Consider the following 19,678-nt stretch of genomic DNA (forward strand, 5'->3'; position numbering starts at 1 on the left):
GCGCTGCCGCGCCCTCAGCGCGCCGCGAAGATCTCGATGCCGTCGAGGTGCAGGTACTGCTCCTCGTCGAGATCGATCTTGAGGTAGCGGAATCGCGCGTTGTCGAACCGGAGATGGAGCGGCAGGCCGGGATGGCAGTGGGCGTCCACGGCGTCGAAGACGAGGCGGTCGGCGTCCTCGGTCTCGCCCAGCCAGACCCGCATCAGCTGCGCCCGCTCGCTGAGCTGCCCCCAGCGATTGTAGATCCGGATCTCCGAGACCCGCTCCACCGCGCCGAGGTCGAGAACGAACCAGGGGTTCCGCTCCAGCGCCGTGTGGAAGAAGAACGACGGGTCGCCGGTCGTGCGCGCGCCGTAGACGCCCGTCGTCCCCGACCAGGGCGAGGCGGAGCTCGCCGTCCAGGTCTTGCCGAGGGCGATGTTCTCGGACGGCCGCGTCGCGACCAGCGTGTCCGTCTCGAGCTCCTCGATCAGGGTCCGGATCTGCTTCGAGGGCTGCCGCAGCGGCGGGATCTCCAGGTCGAGCTTGTAGATCAGGTTCGACAGGATGCTCTGATCGAAGCGGTGATCGATGAAGCCGTCGAGATCGGGCAACCCCATCGCGTTCGGCATGTCGGTGACGACCCGCGGATCGCCCGCGTAGCGCAGCCACTCGGCGACGAGATGGCGGGTGGCGGGGCTGACCATGAAGGCGATCCAGGAGGCCTGGATCTGGTCGGCCTCCCAGTAGCGTTCCGTGTCGCATTCCATCAGCACGAAGCAGTCGCGCTTGGTCCAGACCCGCTGCGGCCGGCCGTGCAGCACGCCGACCGCGACCCGGCGCTCGGACCCGCCAAGCCAGGTCAGGAGCGGCGCCACCGGCGGCAGCGGATCGTCGCCGACCGCCTGCATCCCGGTGTCGCTGAAGATGATGAAGTCGCCGTCGCGGCGCTTCTCCAGCGCCTCGGCGATGATGTAGGGCTTCCAGGCCCAGTTCCCGGCGCCACGGGACCGGTCGAGGATCTCCCGGTGCTCCCGGTAGAACGGTGTCTCGCGCAGCCGGTCGGGTGACCAGCTCTCGATTGTGCCGAAGTCGCCCGAGGCGGCCGCCGCCGCAGCCAGCCGGCGCTGGCTCTCCACGTAGTGGTACTTGGCGGCAAAGCTGACCAGGGTGGTGTGGCGCGGTCGCAGCCGGCGCCGCTGCATCATCAGCACCTCGGCCCGGTGCGTCGCGAAGGCGTTGACGCGCAGGGCTTCCGATGACGGGTCGGCGCTGGCCAAGTCTGTCCTCCGGCGGAACGGCTGGGCGCTTGTCACCGCTTTTCCCGTCTTCGGCAAGGTGGGCCGGTCCGGGCCGATCAGGCGTCGTCGAAGGCGAGGTTGTGGGCCGGGTAATCGAGCATGAGGGCGCGCCGCTCGGGCGAGTTGTCCCACTCGCCGACCTTCGTGTAGGCGCCGGCCACGTCCACGACCTCGGTGATCTTTTCGATCGTCGGAATGCCTCTGAAGTGCTGAGGCCATCCCGAGGCGAAGTAGAACACCTGCTCGACATGGTCGGACAGGTGGCACACGCCCGGCCCGAACGTCCCGAGACCGAAGACCAGATACCGGGCGTTGACGAGGGCCGCGACATCGTCGGCGAGCGTCCCGCTCTGCGTCGTCAGCGGCACGCCGATCTCGGCGATGTAAGCCTCCAGGGCGGGGATCACCGGGTTCAGCCGGTTCTCGAACACCATCTTGATCGACGTGATGCGCTTCTCCGCGAGCAGGCGCTGGATGACGAGCTTGTAGAAGGCCAGGGGCGGTTGCGGGTAGTGCGGCGCGACCCAGGTGCTGAAGATGTCGCCGGATCGGATGTGGATGTGGAGCTGATCCGCCGGCTTCTCCTCGAAGCGCGTCGGGATGCGGTTGAAGAGGGGACGGATGTACTCCTTGATGATGCGGCGGCTCTCGTTCTGGTCGAGATCGCCCGCAAGCTTCTGGACCCGGACGTCGAAGAACATCCCCGACAGGAAGTAACCCTCCGGCGGCAGGGGATCGTTGGCCGGTATGAAGGTGATGCCGCCGATCTCGCGGGCCTGCACGAAGTCGAGGACCTCGCTCCGATCCATGATCGACAGCTTGAGGTACTTGAGCTTGAGCGCGCGGCAGATCCCGATGGCGAGCAGGCACTGGATGATGAAGTTCCCGAAGGCTCCGTTCTCGTAGAGATCGACGCCGATGAGGGAGAGGCCCGTCTGCTGGGGATTGCTCCGGAGCCGGTAGGCTCGGTACACGTCGCTGCCCCGGTGCTCGGACACGATGTCGAAATCGGCGTCGAGAAGCTTGCGCAGCACGATCAGGTCGAACGCGGCACGCTCGCACCAGATCTGCACGGCGCGGCCGCCCTGGGCCGCGGGGCTCCGGGTCGAGACGCGGATGTGGCGGGCCCAAGCGGCCTCGCCCGGAGCGATCCGGATCTCGGCCGCGGGGGTCGCGTCATCGGCTGGAGGCACAAGCTCGGGCGGCGACCACGTCGTGCCGTCGTCGGAGAAAGCGACACGGATGTCGGCCGCGCCCGCCTGACCCGGCTCCCCGGGGGAGCCGAACTGAAGGCTGTGAATGGGAAAGCGCTGGCCGAGATCGATCGCGATCGCCGTGGCGTCCCCGTCGGCTCCGGCCAGTGACGAGCCGTCCGGGTCGATGACCACCCAGGCGCTGCCCTGCGCGAGATCGACGAAATCCCGATAATGATCGACGTCCGCACCCATCAAATCGCGCCCGCGCCTTCCCGTCAGGATTCCGTGCCGAGCCCTCCGAAACGCGGGCATGGTCGTCGGCGTCGCGAGGTGTAGCTGGCCGCAGCCGACTTCTCCACCCGCATGGGTTGACCGGCTCCGACAGGATTGCAGCACCCGATCCGCGCGCGACTGGACAGCGTCGGGTGTCGACGTCAGCGGCAGCGCGGCGTCCGCGGAAACAGGATCCGGTCCGCCGCGCGTCGCCCACTGGGCTTCAACGCGCGGCCGGAGCTTCAGGCATCGAGTCCGAGCATCAGGCCGAGATTCTGCACCGCTGCCCCCGAGGCGCCCTTGCCGAGATTGTCGAGCCGCGCCACCAGCACCGCCTGCCCGTGCTCGGACGAGCCGAACACAAGCAGCTCCAGCCGGTCGGTGTCGTTGAGACCCTCCGGCTCGATCTTCTCGCGGGACGCGCCAGTGGCGGCGCCCGGCACCACCTGAACCAGCGTCTGGCCGGCATACCAATCGCGCAGGGCGGCCTCCAGATCGCCAGCCGTGGGCCGGCCCGGCAGCGTCTCGAGGTGGAGCGGTACGCTCACCAGCATGCCCTGCCGGAAATTGCCCACGGACGGCACGAAGATCGGCCGCCGGGACAATCCGCTGTAAAGCTGCAGCTCTGGCAGGTGCTTGTGGGCAAAGCCCAGGCCGTAGAGCAGGAACGGGGGCGCCGTGCCCTGCTCGTAGGCCTCGATCATGCTCTTGCCGCCACCGCTGTAGCCGCTGACCGCGTTGACGCTGATCGGGTGATCGGCCGGAATCAGGCCGCCCTCCACCAGCGGGCGCAGGAGCGCGACGCCGCCGGTCGGGTAGCAGCCGGGATTGGCGACCCGCCGGGCGCGGGCGATCGCCGCGCCCTGCTCCCGGGTCAGCTCCGGGAAGCCATAGGTCCAGCCTTCAGCGACCCGGTGGGCGGTGCTGGCGTCGAGGACGCGCGGCCCGCCGCCGGGCAGGCTGTCGGCGAGCGCCACCGTCGCCTTGGCGGCCTCATCCGGCAGGCAGAGCACGACGAGGTCGACCTCGGCCAGCAGCGCGCGCTTCGCCTCCGGGTCCTTGCGGTGCTCCGGGGCGATGCTGCGCAGGGCGACCCGCCCGTCGCGCTCCAGGCGCTCGCGGATGCCGAGGCCGGTGGTGCCGGCCTCGCCGTCGATGAACACGGTGGGCTTCGTCGCGCCTTGGCCAGCCATCGTCCGTCTCGCCTTCTCCGAAATGCATGCCGCCCGAGTCGGGCCTTGCGGCCGGGAATCAGGTGCGCGCCGTGCAACAGCCTGTCAACGGCCGAGCCATCAGCCTAGCCATGGGCCCGACCCCTGAAACGCGAAAGGGCGGCTCCCGCAGGAACCGCCCTCTCCGTGACACCGGTGTGACCGGGCGTCTTAACGCTTGGAGAACTGGAAGCTGCGGCGGGCCTTCTTGCGGCCGTACTTCTTACGCTCGACCACGCGGGCGTCGCGGGTGAGGAAGCCCTCACGCTTCAGCGGAGCGCGCAGTTCCGGCTCGTAGTAGGTCAGGGCCTTCGACAGGCCGTGGCGCACCGCGCCGGCCTGGCCCGAGAGGCCTCCACCCGCCACCGTGACGGTGATGTCGTACTGGTCGACGCGGCCGGCGATCTCCAGCGGCTGGCGCAGGATCATGCGCAGCACCGGACGGGCGAAATAGGTCTCGACCGGACGCTTGTTGACCGTGACCGTGCCGTTGCCGGGCTTGATCCAGACGCGGGCAACCGCATCCTTGCGCTTGCCGGTCGCGTAGGCACGGCCCTGCGCATCCAGCTTCTGGACGTGGATGGGGGCCTCGTTGGCGGGGTCGACCGCGCCGGTGTTCGACCGGTTGAGGTCGGCGAGGGACTGCAGGGTCGCCATGATCAAGCGCTCACGTTCTTGCGGTTGAGGGCGCCGACGTCGAGCGCCTGCGGCTGCTGGGCCTCGTGCGGATGCTCGATGCCCTTGTAGACGCGGAGGTTGCCGAGGATCTGACGGAAGAGCGGGCCACGGGGCAGCATGCGCTCGACAGCCTTCTCGACCACGCGCTCGGGGAACCGGCCCTCGAGGATGAACTTGGCCGTGCGCTCCTTGATGCCGCCCGGATAGCCCGTGTGGTAGTAGTAGCGCTTCTGGACGTACTTGCGGCCGGTGAACTTCACCTTGTCCGCGTTGACGACGATGACGTTGTCGCCGCAATCGACGTGGGGCGTATAGGCGGCCTTGTGCTTGCCGCGCAGGCGCATCGCCACAATCGAGGCGAGACGGCCCACGACCAAGCCCTCCGCGTCGATCACGATCCACTTCTTGTCGACCTCGGCGGGCTTCAGCGAGGTGGTCTTCATAGCCAAATCCCAGGGGTTCCGACGGACCGGATCCCGACGTGTCAGGATCCGAAGGCATCGGGGTGCCGAAAAACGAGCCGCCGCGTGGGGTGCACGCGGCGGCGGTGGCGGCTGCATAGCCGGGCCCGGCGGCCGGGTCAACCGGAAAATCAATGATCGCGAAAAGACAAGCAGACAGAGTGATTTGATAGGTCGGGTATCATAATACCACACGGCCCGTGACGCGCGACCCTGCGGATTCGGATCGACCGTCCAACCGCCTCATCCTGAGGGGCCGGAGCCCAGCACAGGCCTCGAAGGAGACTTCCAGGGATCGCGCTTCTGGCTGGAACCCGCCTTCGAGGCCGGCTGACGCGGGCACCTCGGGATGAGGGCAGCGGGTGGGATCGCCTGATCAGCCCACCACGGGACGCTGTCGTGGACCGTCAGGAGAACACGTTCAGTCGCTGCGCCGGCCCCGATCCGCGATGGTGAGCTTCTGGACGCCTCGGGCGGCGAGAACCGGCTTCCTGGCGCTGAGGATCCGGGAATTTACCCCCGCCCAGCCGATCTCCCCGGAGAGGCGGCCGTACTCGATCTTGGGGCAGCGGTTCATGATCACCGTGAGCCCGCGCGCCTCGGCGCGGGCGGCGGCCGCGTCGTCGCGCACGCCGAGCTGCATCCAGATCACCTTCGGCAACGGATCGAGGGCGAGCGCCTCGTCCACCAGCGGGCCGGCAGCGGCGGCGTTGCGGAAGATCTCGACCATGTCGATCGGCTGCCCGCCCAAGCACGCCTGGACCTCGGCGAGCGAGCCCGCGACCCGGCGCCCGAGCAGGTCCTGGCCGGCGAGTCCGGGATTGACCGGCGTCACCGCGTAGCCCCGGTCGAGCAGGTACTTGAGCACGATCCAGCTCGGGCGCGCCGGGTTCGCCGAGGCGCCCACCAGCGCGACCGTGCGCGTGCTGTTCAGGATCGCGCGGATCTGCGCGTCGGGGTAGCGCGCGTGCCGGTCCGCAATCGAAGCGGCGTCGTTGCCCGTCTCGTTCATGGCGTGCGCCCCGGTGTCCGATTTCGTCACAGCCGCCAGACCTCGTAGCCCAGCCGCTCGAAGGCAGCCCGGTCGTGCAGCGCCTTCACGTCCACGATCAGGCCCCCCGGCTTCGCCAGCGCGGCGATCGCCTCCGGCGCGAGCCGGGCGTATTCGCGGTGCGGGACGGCGATCACGACCGCGTCCGCATCCGCGGGCAGGTCGGCCCAGTCGATGAGGTCGAGGCCGTACGTGTCCCGGGCCTCCGTCCGGCCTGCACGGGGATCGTGGACCGACACGGCGCAGCCGAACGCCTCCAGCTCCGCGATGAGGTCGGCGACCTTCGAGTTGCGCAGGTCCGCGCAGTTTTCCTTGAAGGTGAGACCCAGCACGATGACCCGCGCGCGACCGGCGCTGCCGCCCCGCCGGACGATCCGCTTCACCGTGCTGCGGGCCACGTGGGCGGCCATGCTGTCGTTGATCCGCCGCCCGGCCAGGATCACCTGCGGGTGGTAGCCGATCATCGCGGCCTTGTGGGTGAGGTAATACGGGTCGACCCCGATGCAGTGGCCGCCGACGAGGCCCGGCCGGAACGGCAGGAAGTTCCACTTGGTCCCGGCCGCCTGGAGGACCTCCTGCGTGTCGAGGTCGAGCTTGTCGAAGATCAGCGACAGCTCGTTCATGAGCGCGATGTTGAGGTCGCGCTGGGTGTTCTCGATGACCTTGGCGGCCTCCGCGACGCGGATCGACGAGGTGGCGTGGAGGCCCGCCGGGACGATCGTCCCGTAGAGGGCCTTGAGCCGGTCCAGCGTCTCGGGCGTGTCACCCGAGACGATCTTCACCACCTCGGCGAGGCCGTGCTCCGTGTCGCCGGGATTGATCCGCTCCGGCGAGTAGCCGACGAAGAAATCCGCCTGCCAGCGCAGCCCGGAATGCCGCTCCAGGACGGGGATGCAGATCTCCTCGGTGGCGCCGGGATAGACCGTGGATTCGAACACCACAATCGTGCCGCGCGTCATGTGCTGCCCGACCAGCGCGGCGGCCTTGGTCAGCAGGTCGAAATCCGGGCACTGTGCCGCGTCGACCGGGGTCGGGACCGTGACGATGATCACGTCGGCGGCCGACAGGGCCGTCGGGTCGTCGGTGACCGCGAGGTGCGCGGCGGCCCGGAACGCCCCGGCGTCGATCTCGCCCGCCGGGTCGTGCCCGGCCCGGTAGGCGGCCACCTTGGCGGCGGATTGTTCGTAGCCGATCGTGGGCTGCACCCGGCCGAAGGCCAGGGCGAGCGGGAGCCCGACATAGCCCAGACCGACGATTGCCACGCTCTCCGCCACGTCGGATCCCCCGCGGGTTCGAAGGCGCCGGTCACCGCCGCGCCCGCCATGCGCGTATAGGGGCGGCCCGGTCCCGCGTCGATCCGCATCCGCCGAGTGCTATGACGCGGTCAACCCGAATCGCGCATAGGGGGCGTGAGGATGCCTGATCTCCGCTGGGCAGACGGCCCGGTTCACTGCACCGATCTCGTGGACGGGACCGGCAAGGTGTTCGGCTATGTCGGGCCCGTCGCCGGCGGCACGCGGGGATATGTCGTGCAATCCGGCTCGGAATGGCCGCCGCGCGCACCCGCCTACGCCGATCATCCCTCGATGGATGCGGCGCGCGCCTGGGTCGAGGCCGAAGTTGCGGTGCGCGCCTTCCGGCCCGTGCGCATCATTCGCGGTGCGGGCGATCCGCGTTAGCGCGCCTTGCGCGCGCCGGATCCGCGCCGTCTCAGGGGTCGTCCCACGTGATGCGTCGGGGCCGGACGGAGGGGGCGGTCACCGCGATGCCGATCCGGATCGCCGTCCCGACGATCGCCACGACGGCGCAGACGAGCAGCAGGGCATCCAGCATGGCTGCGCGCTCAGAGCAGCGGTCGGCCGCCGCGCAGGTGCCGTGCGGCGCGCTCGCGGGCACGGGTGTTGTGCTGGCGGCGCATCTGCTGCTGACGGAGTTCGTCCTCGTGCGGCGGGTGATGGGCCGTCGCGGACGGGATCGCTGCGCTTGGGCGGTCTTCCTCGAGGGGAAAGACTGATTTCATAGCCGCCCTCCTCAGTATTCAATGCTGAGGAGCTTAGCTGTTTACGGCCGTATTGCAACCCGGCCGCCGCGACTGTCGGATAGACAGGCTGATCGGCAGACAGACGTCCTGCCGGTCAGGAGGGCTGGCGCGCGTCGCGATACCGGCGTTCTCGCGGCGGCCCGACGCGCCGCAAGATGGGCCGGTGGATTTGCGGCCTCTCCGGCCCTTGCCCGATGAACACGACGACCGCACGGGTTTGCCTCGATCTTCACGCGATAGCCCTCTCCCCGGGCCGATCACCTGGGCGCAACGGATCGCGCGCGGTGCTTCTTTTCATGGTCGTCAAAGTTGACCTGACCGGCTGGCTTTGGACCGGGCTGATTGCGAGGATCAGCCAGGACCAGAGGCGCGGGACATGCGGCGAGGTCAGAAGACGAGCGTGGAGCAGGTCGTGCTCAAGCTGCGTCAGATCGAGGTGCGGACGGCCCAGGGCAAGAGTTTGGCTCTTGCATGCAGGGAAGCGGAGATCTCCGAGCAGAGGTACTACCGCTGGCGCAAGGAGTACGGCGGCCTTCAGGTCGATCAAGCCAGGAAGATGAAGGATCTGGAGCGCGAGAACGCTCGTCTGCGCCGGCTCGTCGCCGACCTTTCTTTAGAGAAGCAGGTGCTGGCGGACGTCGCCTCGGGAAACTTGTAGCTCCCGAGCGACGCAGGCAGGCAGTCGAGGGGATCCGGGAGAAGTACGGCCTCTCGGAACGTCAGGCCTGCCGGATCGTCGGTCAGCACCGCGGCACGCAACGCTCCGTGCCAACCGTGCTGGCGGACTAGGATGAGCTGACCCGCACCATCATCACCTGGCGTCCGAGGACGGGCGCTATGGCTATCGCCGCGTCACCGCGCTGCTGCAGGCAGCAGGGTGGCGGGTGGGCAAGGACCGGGTGCAGCGCATCTTGCGTCGCGAGGGGCTGAAGGTCCCGCAGAAGCACCGGCCGCGCAGCCGGCTTTGGCTGAACGACGGCTCTAGGATGTCGGCGGCCTCAGACGGCGCGACGTAGGGCATACGCCCATCCTTGCGGTACCGGAACACAGTCGGGCCATGGAACCCGGGCGACCGTAGCCGCCCGGTCCGTCATCTCACCACCGGTAGGAGAAGCTGCCCTTGACCGCGTGGTCCTGCGCCCGCTCGCCGACCTGACCGGTGTAGTTCAGGCCGAGCGTCACGTTGCGTGCCACCTGCACGTCGAGGCCGGCAGACGCCACCAGCGCATCCCGAGCGATCGGTACGCCCGCCGTCAGGAACGCCTGCCCTCCGCCGCCGAAGGCCAGCAGCGCCTGCGGGACCACGTCGCCGAACGCCCGCCGATAGCCGATCAGGCCGCGGGCGATGATCGGGGTGCTCGTGCCGAACAGGTCCGAGAGCACCGCCTGCCCCTGTAGGCCGGCCGTGGCCGTCTGCACGTCGTAGGAGCGCCCGTAGACGGTCAGCGCCGAGGCGCCCCCGACCTCGGCGAAGCCGTCGCGACGGATGTGGATCGCGGCACCGCCCACGAACGGCTCGACGTAGCCCTGCGCGAACCCGACCCGGTAGCCGATCTCGCCGAAGCCGTTGATCGTCTCGCCGCCGGTCTTGCCGGAGACCGCCTGGGAGAAGCCCGGGAACAGCAACGTGCGGCGGGTGTCGAGCGCGTTGCCGGCGTAGGCTGCACCGAGGCGGACCTGCACCGCCCCGAGCGCGCCGCGGCCGTAGACCGCCCCGAAGCCGCTCTCGACCTGCCCCGTGGACTGGCGGGCGGTGACGTCGAAGCCGGTGAAGGTGTAGCCCGCCGCCACGCCGACGCGCAGGTCCGAGACGAGGGCGTTCGACAGCGCCCCGAACCCGGTCTCGATGCCGAGCACGAAGCCGCCGGTCTGGCGGGTGAGGCGGGCGGCGTTGCCGTTGCCACCGGTATCGCCGAACGCGCCGAACCCTTGGACCCAGAGCGCGTAGTGAGGGGTCGCCGGCCGCACCGGTACCAGCGAGACCGGAGGGCCGCCGGGCAGGTCGGCCGAGTACATCGCGGGCAGAGTCGTGCCGGGGGCGAAGCGCTGGCCGATGGCGCCGGCCAGGCCCGGACCGCCGAGGCCGGGGCCGGCGAACCCGTTGCCCGCGCCGAAGCGCAGGTGGTCGAGGATCGCCTCCTGCACGAGGAAGGCAGTTTGGACCTGCGCCGAGATGGCGCTGGCCTGTACCTCACCCGAGAGGGAGTTCAGCGCCTGCACCGCGCCAGACGGGGTCTGCGTGAGGACAGCAGAGGCGACCTGCGTAGCTGCCGTTGTCGTCGGCTGCGTGGTGGTCGCCGGCTGCGCGACTGTCGTGGTTGTCGTGGTGTTCGCCGGCTGTGTGGTCGTCGTGGCTGCGGGCGTCGTGGTCGTCGCCGGCTGCGTGGTCGTCGTGGCTGCGAGCGTCGTGGTTGTCAGGGTGTTCGCCGGCTGTGTGGTCATCGTGGCTGCGGGCGTCGTAGGGGACGTCGTCGGTACGGCAGCCTGGACCGCAGTGCCGGTACCGGTCTGGTTGGGCGTGGTGGCTACGCTGGTGACCGGCGCAGTTTGGGCCAGGGTGAGCACGACGGTGTTGTTCGGGTAGCTCAGGCTCGGCGTCAGGAACGCCATGTTCGAGGTGACAGCGCCGAAGGTGCCGGACACGGTCGGGGCGGAGAGGATCGTGTAGTTGGTCGAGGCCGCGTAAGTGCCGGAGCCCGCCAGCACTGCGACGCTGGCGCCGGCGAGGGTGGCGGTGCCGCCAGTGACGGTGATGCGATCGGCGGCCGCGGGCGTGGCAGTGACGCGGTAGGTCGCGCCGGCGGAGAAGGTCAGGCCGTTGGCCACCGTGAGCGTGGTCGGCGCGCCGGCCACCGCACCGGGATGGACGATGCCGGTGCCGGTCAGGGACAGGCTGCCGACCGTGCCGGAGCCAGCCAGCGTTCCGCCCGAGGCGATGGCGAAGGGTGCCGCGGCGACGCTGCCGGTGACGTTGAGGATGCCGCCGGTGACGCTCCAGGGCGCGGCGAGCGCGTTGCTGCCGGCCAGCGTCCAGGTCGAGCTACCGGTTTTCTCGTAGGCGGTAAAGCCTTGGTACTGCGCGGCTGGACCGAGGGTCGTGGCGTCGAAAGTCGCGGCGATTGCGCCGCCGAGCGCCAGCGTACCGGTGCCTGCCTGCACGACGACATTGCCGGTGATGGTGGTGCCAGCCCGTAGCTCAAGACGGTTGGTGCCACTGGTGAAGCTGGGGACTGTCAGGAATTCCGTGTGCGGGCGGCGGATTGAACATCAGGCCGCCATGGCCCGGGTGAAGCGCTCGCCGAAGATGACGGCGAACTGCGCCTTGGCCATGACCCACTCACGCGGGCCCATCTTCCACGCCTTTTCGGAGCGGTTCAAGACCAGGTAGAGCAGCTTCAGCGCGGCCTCGTCGGTCGGGAAGTGCCCGCGGGCGCGCACAGCCCGGCGCAGCGTGGCGTTCAGAGCCTCGATGGCATTGGTGGTGTAGAGGATCCGCCGCACCTCGCCGGGGAAGGCGTAGAACGGGATCACCTCGCCCCACGCCCGTCGCCAGCTCTGGGCGATGGCCGGGTAGCGCCGGCCCCACTCACTCGCCTCGAAGGCCGCCAGCGCCGCCTCGCCGGCTGCGGCATCGAGCGCGCGGTAGATGTCCTTCAGCGCCCCCGCCACGGCCTTGCGGTCCTTGTAGGAGACGAAGTCGAGGCTGTGGCGCAGCAGGTGCACGATGCAGGTCTGGACCAGCGCCTCGGGGAACACCGCCCGGATCGCGTCGGGGAAGCCCTTCAAGCCATCGACCACGGCCAGGAGCACGTCCTCGACGCCGCGGTTCCTCAGCTCGTTCATGACCCGCAACCAGAACTTGGCGCCCTCGTTCTGCTCCAGCCACAGGCCGAGGATCTCCTTGGAGCCGTCGGCGCGCACGCCCAGCGCGATGTGGACGGCCTTGTTCCGAACGACGCCCTCGTCGCGCACCTTGATCCGCAGAGCGTCGAAGAACACGATCGGATAGACCGGCTCCAGCGGCCGGGCCTGCCAGGCGGCGACCTCCTCCAGGACCGCGTCGGTCACCGCGCTGATCAGGTCGGGTGAGACCTCGATGCCGTAGAGCTCGCGCAGGTGCGCGACGATCTCCCGGGTGCTCATGCCGCGGGCGTACATCGACACGATCTTGTCGTCGAAGCCGGGAAAGCGGCGCTGATACCGGGCGATCAGCTGCGGATCGAACGTCGCCTGCCGGTCGCGCGGGATCGCCAGCTCAATCCGGCCTGTCTCGGTCGTGACCGTCTTGCGGCCATAGCCGTTGCGCGTGTTGCCGGCGTCCTCGCCCGCCAGATGGTGGTCCATCTCGGCGTTGAGCGCCCGCTCGGCCAGGGCCTTCTTCAGCTCGTCCAGCAGGCCATCGGCCTCGAAGGCCGTCTTGGGATCGGCCCCAGCCAGGAGCTGGTCCAGGATCGCGTCAGGGATACGGGGTGCTTTGCGTCGTGCCATCGGGAACCTCCATCGGATCCACTATGGCCGCCCGAACACGAAATTCCTGACAGTCCCGTGAAGCTGATCGCGTTGGCTAGAACGCCGGTTCCGGAAGCGCCGCCTGCGATCGTGCCGCTGTTAACGATCGTCAGGCTTGCCCCAACGATGCCGACACCGCCGGTTCCCGTAGCACTCGAACCTGCGCCGGTACCACCCGCGCCTCCCCGTATGGTTCCGCTATTGATCAGGTTCAGGTTAGAACCCACAATACCGATCCCGCCCGCGCCACCAGCTCCACCGTAAACAGCCTGTATTCCTGCCGTTCCGTTCCCACCGCTTCCGGCAGTAATCGACGCGGTATTGGTAAAGCTTGCGCCGGCCGACGTGAAGTAAAGGCCGACGCCGCCGCTTCCGCCGCCGCTGCCTGCGAAGTTGGTCCCGGTTGGATTTCCTCCTCCGGTTCCCCCGTTTCCGCCACTCACTGATGTCGAAAGAAGCCCGAGAGAGCCTGTTCCGGTGACGACCGCTCCATAGCCGCCCCCGCCCCCGCCGCCGCCGTCGCCATTCGTACTGAAACCGTTCCCGCCTGCCCCTCCTGACCCACCAGTAGCAGCCACACTCGGCAACGTGCCGCCAACAGATCCGTGAGCACCGCCACCGCCACCTCCGCCACCGCCAGTTGTACCGGCATTGCCTCCGTTGTTCGACGTGCCCGGACCGCCGTTTGATCCAGATTGGCCGGGGGCCTGGCCGCCAGCGCCACCGGCGCCGGCGCCGATAGTCGAGTTGGCCGAGGATGCACCCGAGCCTCCAGCGCCTCCGGTCAGACCAGCGCCGCCGCCGCCGCCGCCGCCTGTCGCTACGGCTCCCGCGGAAGCCCCGTCGCCCCCCGGTACTGTCGTTGCATCGGCTCCCCCTCGACCACTGGCACCATTCAGCGCGGCTGATCCAGCACCGCCATTCGCCAAAGGACTCGATATCGGCGTGACGACGGGCACCGCCAACGACATCGAGGCCATCACTGCCTGCGCCAGACCTCGCCCTGTCGACGTCCGTCGTGCCATCCGTCCGCTCACGCTTGCCCCACTCGGGAGCAGCCGCAGGGGCACCACCGATCTCGTTGAACGATGCCGGCCTATTCGGAATTAAGGGAAGTGTAGCGAAGCAAGGTGGCCTGTTTTTGTATCGTGAGTGATATTTATACGACAACACGTATTGATATATATGAAGTATTGCATTCGTTATAATCGTATGCATGTCGGTATAATTGGATACATATCGGCATAGAATTGCTTTCGCAGTCACGCACGCATCGTAATCGGAGTTTCTCTCAATTCTGTTTATCTGAGCGAGACGCTTCTGCGGGACACTTACGGCATCTTACGCTGGGCATATTGGAAATTCCGACACCGTATCCGTCGATTGAATGGACTCTATTGAGACACGGCGAGGCCGGGCGAGCCGTGATGATATGGCGCCTGGCCGTTGATGCGCTTGGTCCTCATCGCCATGGCCCGTAGGATCGCGCAGCTCGTGTGATCGAGGTAGCCTCGCGTCATGATCAAGGACGATGATCCGAACCGCGAAGCCGTCGAAGCCCTCATGGCGGCCGGCTACATGGTCGAGCGCTTCGAAGAGGATCCTGGTCTGTGGCGGGTGAACGGTGAGGTGATGACCGGCGCTGAGCTTCTCGGCGAAGCGCAGCGGATGGGCCTCATGGACGGTTGAGACCGCCTGCGATAGCTCTTTGCCATGGTCGAAGAACCCCGATCGTCTCCGATCTGCGTAAGGCCTCTGAGGTCACGGACTAGGAGATCGACGCTGCGGTTGATGCCTCTGTGGCGACCCCCAGGACTGCCCCGTTCCGCTTCGCGTCTGGCCATGAGGCCGACGTAGCTGCCGCGGTTGACACGTATCCACCTGCCGTCACGGCCGTGGCCGATCCCGACCGGACGCCGAAGTTCAAATCGACGATGATCCGGACGGCGATCCTGCTGGCGCATCCGGTGAAAGGATGAGCGAGTCGCCAGAAGGCATGCATGAGCGCGCCGCGATCCAGCACATGATGCGGCGGCTGGACGGGTTCGCGCGCGGGCTTGGCCTTTTCGCGCGCGGGCTTGGCCTTGTTGATGCAGCCCGGGGGCGGTGGCCGGAGCGGCCTAGATTTGGCGGCCGATCCGGCGGAAGATGCGGCCTCGGCCGGCAGGATGTTGCTGATCTCGATAACGGGCCGGGTGCGTACTTGGTAGGGAGAGCTTTAAGCGTCCCGGGTCAATAGTGAGCTCTAGAATGCTCCTCCTGGGAAATTTTCGTGCTCGAACGTCGTGCAAAGCGTCGTGCCAAAACAGCGCTGCCCGGAAGCGCTACCTTCGCGAGGGTCGCCGCTGAGACGCGATGCGTAATCCTGAATTTATCAGGCCGTGGCGCTTGCATTGCCTTCGCACCCGACGTGGCAGTGCCGCGGGTGTTCGAACTGCAGATTGGCCGTGATCCAGAGCGGCAGATAGTTCGCGTCGTGTGGCGGCGGGCAAATATGGTCGGCGTAGGCTTCATGGCGCCCAGGGCCGTGCCCGATGTGATCGCTGGATAGCCGGGCGTTCAAGGCCAAGCTCGAACCGAGCACCTCCGGCGGCGTTCGTCGTAATTGTCGGAGCGCCTATGGCCGAACCTGATGAGGACAGTCTGCGCCGGCAGATACAAACACTACTGGCGGCCTCTCCTTCACGTGCCGAGCTTGAAACGAGCTACGCCGGTCGCATCCTCACCTGGCTCGCCTCCCCGGACATGCTGCTGGACACCAGCTACAGGGAGAGACCCAAGCGAAGGAAGAAGCGCTCCAAGGCGTCAACGTCGCGGTGTTGAACCTCGGGACGAGAATATGGGTGCGGGCTTGTTGCGATTGCGCCGGCGAGGCAGCGCCGAAGCCAGGGGGAATAGGCCCCGGTGCTGCTCTTCCGGCGCTCGCTGCGGCCATCCTGTCACAGCATGGTTAACCGCCCGTTGCCGGAACACTTTTCGTTCGCGGTTACCGGCAACGCGCACTGACACATGTCGGTGTTCTCGGTCATCCACCCGACTATGTTCACGACTCGTTCCAAATCCTCGGTCAAGCTCGGAGGACAGGCCGTGGCGCGGCGCGGAGCTTACGTTCGGGCGGGAGCGGTTCACTCGGCCGGCCGGGCTACCGCAGGTTGGTCAGACGCTCTCGACTGAAGTCTGCGGCGTAGGCTGAGCCCTTGCTCTCCGAAGTAAGACGGTCCCAATTGACTGTAAGTACTCTCTTTCACAGAAAGATAAAAATTGCTCTATTCTGTTTGCGCTACTGCAAACAATGTGTGCTCATTTTGAAAAGCGAACTGATAATCATAACCAGTAGCCACGATCGGTCTGGTGCACACACAATCTGGCCGCCGAGTTGCAAATTTTTAACGAATGGTTAAGCTTGGTACTTAAGTACTAATGAGGGGGTGCATCATGAAGCTGGACGACTCGCGCCACGAGGGTGTCCCGGCCGCTTTCCAGTCTCCTGTGATAGCTGCTCAGCCGCGGCAGCAGGATGAAACTCATCAAGAGCAGATGCGGCGCCTACACAACGCCCGCGCGCGCCAGCGAGCCGCCCGGCAGCATCGCATCAGCCACACCTAACCGATCCGCAGGGAGGCTCTATGGTCCGCATTCGCCCTACCGACGACGGCACCTACACCGTCTATCGCGATGCCGCTGTCGTGGTCAGCGGCCTCACGCGTGATCAAGCGTATGCCGTCGCGCAATCGATCGGCGCGAGCGTGGTCGAGTAGACACCACCTATCCGCGGTCTGCCCCGCCGCCCGATGTGATCACGGGCTGGCGGGGCTCGGTGCCGTTCTTCACGGCTGGGGCCAGCACGCAACGCGGCCCAAGAGACAGGATGGGGAGGGCGGTTAGCCGAGGCTCAACGGTCGCCTCTGCCCAGATCCCGGATCGGAATGACAGTCGGTAATGGCAGTCGGTCCAGCCCCAGATTGGACGGACTGGCACTCCCCATCGTTCTACATCCTGGCGGTTCGACCGGGAGCGGCAGCATGGCGCTTGAGCCGCTGAGGGCCGGGGCGCTCAGCCTGGAGAAAGCGGCACAGACCGCCCTCGACGCGGCGGACCGCATTATTGCCGTGCTGGATCGTATGGGTGGCGATGCCGAGCACGAGGATGGCGGGGACGCTGAACCGTCCCTCGCTGCGCCCGAGAACGCCGCTGGCAGTCAGGTCACCTGGCTGCGTGGCAACGACCAAGACCGCGAGATCGAGGCTCCCGAGATCGTGCTGCCGGAAGTAGCGGTGCAGCCGCCAGCCGAAGCGACTGTGATCGAGATCGAGCCACTGCGCTGGGGCGGAGGAGGCAACGTCATCGCCGCTGCCGGTACAGCGCTCATCAACCTGCTGGAGCGGGCGTAGGAGCGCCAGTGCTGGCGCTCCAGACGTGGGCGCTCAGTCGTTCGGAATGCAGCGGCCCCAAGAGTTGCTGTAGTGGAAGCCGTAGTCACAGCCGCTGCCCACGTAGACGACCGTGCGGGATCCCCAACCGTAGCCGCCGTAGCCTCCGCCGAAATGACGGCCGCCGAACCCGCCACCTCCGAAGCCTCCGCCACCATGGTGGCCACCACCAAAGCTGCCACCTCCAAAGCTCCCGCCGCCACCGGGATGTCCCCCGCCAAGGCCGCCGCCTGGATGACCGCCCCCGAAGCCTCCGCCGCCGAAATGGCCGCCCCCTCCGCCGAAGTGGCCGCCGAAGGCCGACGCCTCGGTGGCCGCAAGTATGCCGACCGGAACCGCGATGGCAGCGGCAGCGAGCACGGACTTGAATGTCTTGCTAATCATGACGCTCTCCAATGTATCGCCTAGCGGCCTGTCCGCTTCGGTGATTGAAGACTGCATGATCGATATGAATACTGATGTGCTGGGACGCACGCGTAAATAGAACGCTAAGCTTAGCCGTTCGTCGGCCTTCGCGGACTGAATTATCGCGGTTCTTGATCGCCTCGACGGGGATCCCGACCTTGAGGACAGCGCAGACGCTGAGCCCTGGCTGGCTGCCCTCGAGAACCAGACCGGCAGTCATGTGGTGTGGATGCATGGGAACGATCAGGACCGAGAGGCCGAAGCGCCCGAGAATGCTTTGCCGGAAGTGGCGGCCGAGGCGTTCGTGATCCAAGTGTCGCCTTTTCGGTGGGGCGGCCGCGGGAACATCGTGACGGCTGTCGGCATAGCGCTTCTCGACCTCGCCAAGGTGCGCTGATGCCGACCACGCTCCCTAGCCGCTCCAAAACTGCCGCAATCCCTCAGCGCCGATCCTGGCCCGACACAGCTCGGTTCCTGATCCTGCTGTTGAGGGTGCGGGGGCTCAACCGCCAGCTAGCTGGTGCACGCCGACGCGTTGCGCGTCAGGGACTCGATGTTGCTGGTGTTGCTCTGGTTGTCATTGCCCGCCGCTGGCTAGAAACCCACGAGGCCATCCATGCCTTGCTTGGAACGCCGGAGCCGCCGGAGGTCGCGAAGGTACGGGCGACGCTGCGTCCGTTGGATGAGATCGAGAGGCGCGCCGCACTCGCTCCACCTCCGCTGGTTCAACCTTCGCGCCGTTAAACCGGATCCCCCTATGTGCTGGAGCCGACGATCTGGATCGCGCGAGAGCCTTAGCGCCTCGCCCGGCCATGACTCGCGATCCACGCCGCGATCGGCGCCAGCATCCTCGTAGTCGCCGCCCCAATCGGTCAGGCGCTGCCCAGGCTGCCCGTAGGCCTTGTCCTTCTGGAGCGGCGGCCGACCAAGCCGCTCGCGCAACACATCCCGCAAGCGATCCAGTAGCTCCATAGCGGACCTCAACGTTGACTTAACCGTGTCCCCCGGCCGACATGCTCCGGGACAATGCGGTCGCGCTCAGGCGTAAGCGTAGCCTTGGCTGGCATCCAGCAGAACCGTCGAAGAGCTGCCGAGAGCTCAGCGGTTGACCTCGACCGATCAGACCGTTCGAGAATTCGCGCGGGCCGTAGGACAGGCGGAGCTATGCGGTGACGTTCTGCAACCGGACGGTAAAGCGAACGCTGCGACGAGCAGATCACATAGCTTCGCCGTTGCTCGGTGGCCGCGTCTAAAACTTCACCTATGTGGACCGCTGCCGCACGGGGCATTCCCTTTCACGGCGCAGAGGATGCAGCTTGAAAAGTCGGCTCGTTCAACGCTTCGCCGGATCTCGCGAGACTGTCGCGACTGTCGTCGGTTTCGTTCTGCTCGTTCTCGCCGGTTTGGCTGCGGCAGCCGTAGCTTTGGCCAGCGCAAACGCGGAAGCATGGTCTGCTCATTCTGCTGTAGTGCGGCAAGTGGAGGCGCGGCTATTCCGGCTCATTCAAGAGGCGGAGACCGGCCAGCGCGGCTTCCTGCTCACCGGCGACCTGACTTACCTCGATCCATTCACGACCGCTCGCCGCGAGTTGCCGGCCGCCGAGGCTGAACTGCGGTATCTCACGGGCGACAACGCAGAGCAGCAAGCCCGGCTGGATCAGCTCCGACCCATTATCGCTGAGAAAGTCGCCGAACTCGCACGGACGACCGAGCGCATGCAGGCAGGGGACCAAGCGGGAGCGCTCGCCATCGTGCGTACCAACACCGGACGCGACCTGATGAGGCGTATTCGGGCGACCGTCACCGAGTTCGATCGAGCAGAGGTGGAACTCCAGGCCACACGCGGCGAACGAGCCGCGTTCCGTCGGTCGATCCTAGCTGCAGTTATCATCATCGCCCTGTTTCTGGCTGCTGCCCTCGCTTGGCTGGTCGTTAGGACCGACCAACATCGCACCCGCGAACTCCGATCCGCGAACGATGCGCTTCGCCATGAGAGCACGCGGCGCGAGCGAGCAGAGGGACAGCTGCGGGCTGACGTTCCTGCCGACAAGGCGTAGGATGGCGCCTTCAATCAGCAAGGGAGCGGAACCATGGGCTTGCTCGCTTTCATCCTGATCGGTGGGCCATGGGTGGCAGCAACGGC

At 67.2% G+C, this 19,678-nt stretch carries 19 protein-coding genes and 1 pseudogene; 8 read left to right on the forward strand and 12 right to left on the reverse strand.

Annotated elements, in window-relative coordinates; translation table 11 throughout:
• Positions 1 to 14: 14 nt before the first annotated feature.
• From JOE48_RS27825 to JOE48_RS27855, 7 genes are all read right to left on the reverse strand, one after another.
• Positions 15 to 1,259 carry a hypothetical protein gene (locus JOE48_RS27825; RefSeq protein WP_210034734.1) on the reverse strand — a complete coding sequence of 415 codons (1,245 nt, stop codon included), beginning with the start codon at positions 1,257 to 1,259 and terminating at the stop codon, positions 15 to 17.
• A gap of 77 nt (positions 1,260 to 1,336) precedes the next feature.
• Entirely contained in the window at positions 1,337 to 2,728 is a 1,392-nt protein-coding gene (locus JOE48_RS27830) for a coagulation factor 5 8 type domain-containing protein (protein ID WP_210034736.1), read from the reverse strand.
• Positions 2,729 to 2,991: 263 nt separating this feature from the next.
• Positions 2,992 to 3,942: an N-acetyl-gamma-glutamyl-phosphate reductase gene (argC, locus tag JOE48_RS27835; protein ID WP_210034743.1), complete on the reverse strand. Its 951-nt coding sequence runs from the start codon at positions 3,940 to 3,942 to the stop codon at positions 2,992 to 2,994.
• Positions 3,943 to 4,131: 189 nt separating this feature from the next.
• Complete coding sequence (gene rpsI / locus JOE48_RS27840) at positions 4,132 to 4,617, reverse strand: 30S ribosomal protein S9 (protein ID WP_043356850.1); 486 nt, start codon at positions 4,615 to 4,617, stop codon at positions 4,132 to 4,134.
• 2 nt (positions 4,618 to 4,619) lie between these two features.
• Complete coding sequence (gene rplM, locus JOE48_RS27845; RefSeq protein ID WP_210034749.1) at positions 4,620 to 5,081, reverse strand: 50S ribosomal protein L13; 462 nt, start codon at positions 5,079 to 5,081, stop codon at positions 4,620 to 4,622.
• Between the two features lie 439 nt (positions 5,082 to 5,520).
• Positions 5,521 to 6,111 (reverse strand): CoA-binding protein, encoded by a 591-nt coding sequence (locus JOE48_RS27850; RefSeq protein ID WP_210036099.1) that lies wholly within the window; start codon positions 6,109 to 6,111, stop codon positions 5,521 to 5,523.
• A 26-nt stretch (positions 6,112 to 6,137) separates the two neighbouring features.
• Positions 6,138 to 7,424, reverse strand: a complete 1,287-nt coding sequence (locus JOE48_RS27855) for a nucleotide sugar dehydrogenase (RefSeq protein ID WP_210034754.1) — start codon at positions 7,422 to 7,424, stop codon at positions 6,138 to 6,140.
• Between the two features lie 141 nt (positions 7,425 to 7,565).
• On the opposite strand from JOE48_RS27855, the gene JOE48_RS27860 reads away from it, so the two are divergent.
• On the forward strand, positions 7,566 to 7,829 hold the full coding sequence (locus JOE48_RS27860; protein WP_210034755.1) for a hypothetical protein: 264 nt from the start codon (positions 7,566 to 7,568) through the stop codon (positions 7,827 to 7,829).
• A gap of 31 nt (positions 7,830 to 7,860) precedes the next feature.
• Here the strand turns inward: JOE48_RS27860 and JOE48_RS30940 are convergent, their stop codons facing one another.
• Together JOE48_RS30940 and JOE48_RS27865 are read right to left on the reverse strand one after the other, a co-directional pair.
• Positions 7,861 to 7,983 carry a hypothetical protein gene (locus JOE48_RS30940; protein ID WP_280921339.1) on the reverse strand — a complete coding sequence of 41 codons (123 nt, stop codon included), beginning with the start codon at positions 7,981 to 7,983 and terminating at the stop codon, positions 7,861 to 7,863.
• Positions 7,984 to 7,993: 10 nt separating this feature from the next.
• A complete protein-coding gene (locus JOE48_RS27865) occupies positions 7,994 to 8,170 on the reverse strand; it encodes a hypothetical protein (RefSeq protein ID WP_210034756.1) in 177 nt (58 codons plus the stop codon).
• Positions 8,171 to 8,567: 397 nt separating this feature from the next.
• Here JOE48_RS27865 and JOE48_RS27870 point away from each other — a divergent pair.
• A pseudogene (locus JOE48_RS27870) lies at positions 8,568 to 9,174 on the forward strand (IS3 family transposase); the annotation flags it as partial.
• 112 nt (positions 9,175 to 9,286) lie between these two features.
• Here JOE48_RS27870 and JOE48_RS31105 read toward each other — a convergent pair.
• Together JOE48_RS31105 and JOE48_RS27880 are read right to left on the reverse strand one after the other, a co-directional pair.
• Positions 9,287 to 11,350: an autotransporter outer membrane beta-barrel domain-containing protein gene (locus JOE48_RS31105; RefSeq protein WP_210034758.1), complete on the reverse strand. Its 2,064-nt coding sequence runs from the start codon at positions 11,348 to 11,350 to the stop codon at positions 9,287 to 9,289.
• Between the two features lie 108 nt (positions 11,351 to 11,458).
• Positions 11,459 to 12,679 (reverse strand): IS256 family transposase, encoded by a 1,221-nt coding sequence (locus tag JOE48_RS27880; protein ID WP_210026721.1) that lies wholly within the window; start codon positions 12,677 to 12,679, stop codon positions 11,459 to 11,461.
• 1,539 nt (positions 12,680 to 14,218) lie between these two features.
• Between JOE48_RS27880 and JOE48_RS27885 the strand changes: the two genes are divergently transcribed.
• From JOE48_RS27885 to JOE48_RS27895, 4 genes are all read left to right on the forward strand, one after another.
• Positions 14,219 to 14,389 carry a hypothetical protein gene (locus tag JOE48_RS27885; RefSeq protein WP_210036147.1) on the forward strand — a complete coding sequence of 57 codons (171 nt, stop codon included), beginning with the start codon at positions 14,219 to 14,221 and terminating at the stop codon, positions 14,387 to 14,389.
• A 583-nt stretch (positions 14,390 to 14,972) separates the two neighbouring features.
• Positions 14,973 to 15,251, forward strand: a complete 279-nt coding sequence (locus JOE48_RS31285) for a PilZ domain-containing protein (RefSeq protein ID WP_210034766.1) — start codon at positions 14,973 to 14,975, stop codon at positions 15,249 to 15,251.
• A 1,075-nt stretch (positions 15,252 to 16,326) separates the two neighbouring features.
• Positions 16,327 to 16,458: a hypothetical protein gene (locus tag JOE48_RS30945; RefSeq protein WP_280921340.1), complete on the forward strand. Its 132-nt coding sequence runs from the start codon at positions 16,327 to 16,329 to the stop codon at positions 16,456 to 16,458.
• 264 nt (positions 16,459 to 16,722) lie between these two features.
• Positions 16,723 to 17,091, forward strand: coding sequence for a hypothetical protein (locus JOE48_RS27895; protein WP_210034768.1), 369 nt, complete (start codon positions 16,723 to 16,725; stop codon positions 17,089 to 17,091).
• Positions 17,092 to 17,124: 33 nt separating this feature from the next.
• On the opposite strand, the gene JOE48_RS27900 is transcribed toward JOE48_RS27895, so the two are convergent.
• Complete coding sequence (locus JOE48_RS27900) at positions 17,125 to 17,514, reverse strand: hypothetical protein (RefSeq protein WP_210034770.1); 390 nt, start codon at positions 17,512 to 17,514, stop codon at positions 17,125 to 17,127.
• A 250-nt stretch (positions 17,515 to 17,764) separates the two neighbouring features.
• On the opposite strand from JOE48_RS27900, the gene JOE48_RS27905 reads away from it, so the two are divergent.
• Positions 17,765 to 17,932 (forward strand): hypothetical protein, encoded by a 168-nt coding sequence (locus tag JOE48_RS27905; protein ID WP_210034773.1) that lies wholly within the window; start codon positions 17,765 to 17,767, stop codon positions 17,930 to 17,932.
• Between the two features lie 919 nt (positions 17,933 to 18,851).
• Positions 18,852 to 19,592: a CHASE3 domain-containing protein gene (locus JOE48_RS27910; RefSeq protein ID WP_210034775.1), complete on the forward strand. Its 741-nt coding sequence runs from the start codon at positions 18,852 to 18,854 to the stop codon at positions 19,590 to 19,592.
• Positions 19,593 to 19,678: the final 86 nt, after the last annotated feature.

The sequence above is a fragment of the Methylobacterium sp. PvR107 genome (assembly GCF_017833295.1).
Taxonomy (GTDB): Bacteria; Pseudomonadota; Alphaproteobacteria; order Rhizobiales; family Beijerinckiaceae; genus Methylobacterium.

Excerpts from the sequence above, each read along its gene's own strand:
- JOE48_RS27885 (WP_210036147.1), top strand. The coding sequence starts at position 14,219 with ATGATCAAGGACGATGATCCGAACCGCGAAGCCGTCGAAGCCCTCATG.
- JOE48_RS27905 (WP_210034773.1), top strand. The coding sequence starts at position 17,765 with ATGCATGGGAACGATCAGGACCGAGAGGCCGAAGCGCCCGAGAATGCT.
- argC (WP_210034743.1), bottom strand. The coding sequence starts at position 3,942 with ATGGCTGGCCAAGGCGCGACGAAGCCCACCGTGTTCATCGACGGCGAG.
- JOE48_RS30945 (WP_280921340.1), top strand. The coding sequence starts at position 16,327 with ATGGTCCGCATTCGCCCTACCGACGACGGCACCTACACCGTCTATCGC.
- JOE48_RS30940 (WP_280921339.1), bottom strand. The coding sequence starts at position 7,983 with ATGCTGGATGCCCTGCTGCTCGTCTGCGCCGTCGTGGCGATCGTCGGG.
- JOE48_RS27830 (WP_210034736.1), bottom strand. The coding sequence starts at position 2,728 with ATGGGTGCGGACGTCGATCATTATCGGGATTTCGTCGATCTCGCGCAG.
- JOE48_RS27860 (WP_210034755.1), top strand. The coding sequence starts at position 7,566 with ATGCCTGATCTCCGCTGGGCAGACGGCCCGGTTCACTGCACCGATCTC.
- JOE48_RS27865 (WP_210034756.1), bottom strand. The coding sequence starts at position 8,170 with ATGAAATCAGTCTTTCCCCTCGAGGAAGACCGCCCAAGCGCAGCGATC.
- JOE48_RS27850 (WP_210036099.1), bottom strand. The coding sequence starts at position 6,111 with ATGAACGAGACGGGCAACGACGCCGCTTCGATTGCGGACCGGCACGCG.
- rplM (WP_210034749.1), bottom strand. The coding sequence starts at position 5,081 with ATGAAGACCACCTCGCTGAAGCCCGCCGAGGTCGACAAGAAGTGGATC.
- JOE48_RS27880 (WP_210026721.1), bottom strand. The coding sequence starts at position 12,679 with ATGGCACGACGCAAAGCACCCCGTATCCCTGACGCGATCCTGGACCAG.
- rpsI (WP_043356850.1), bottom strand. The coding sequence starts at position 4,617 with ATGGCGACCCTGCAGTCCCTCGCCGACCTCAACCGGTCGAACACCGGC.
- JOE48_RS27895 (WP_210034768.1), top strand. The coding sequence starts at position 16,723 with ATGGCGCTTGAGCCGCTGAGGGCCGGGGCGCTCAGCCTGGAGAAAGCG.
- JOE48_RS27900 (WP_210034770.1), bottom strand. The coding sequence starts at position 17,514 with ATGATTAGCAAGACATTCAAGTCCGTGCTCGCTGCCGCTGCCATCGCG.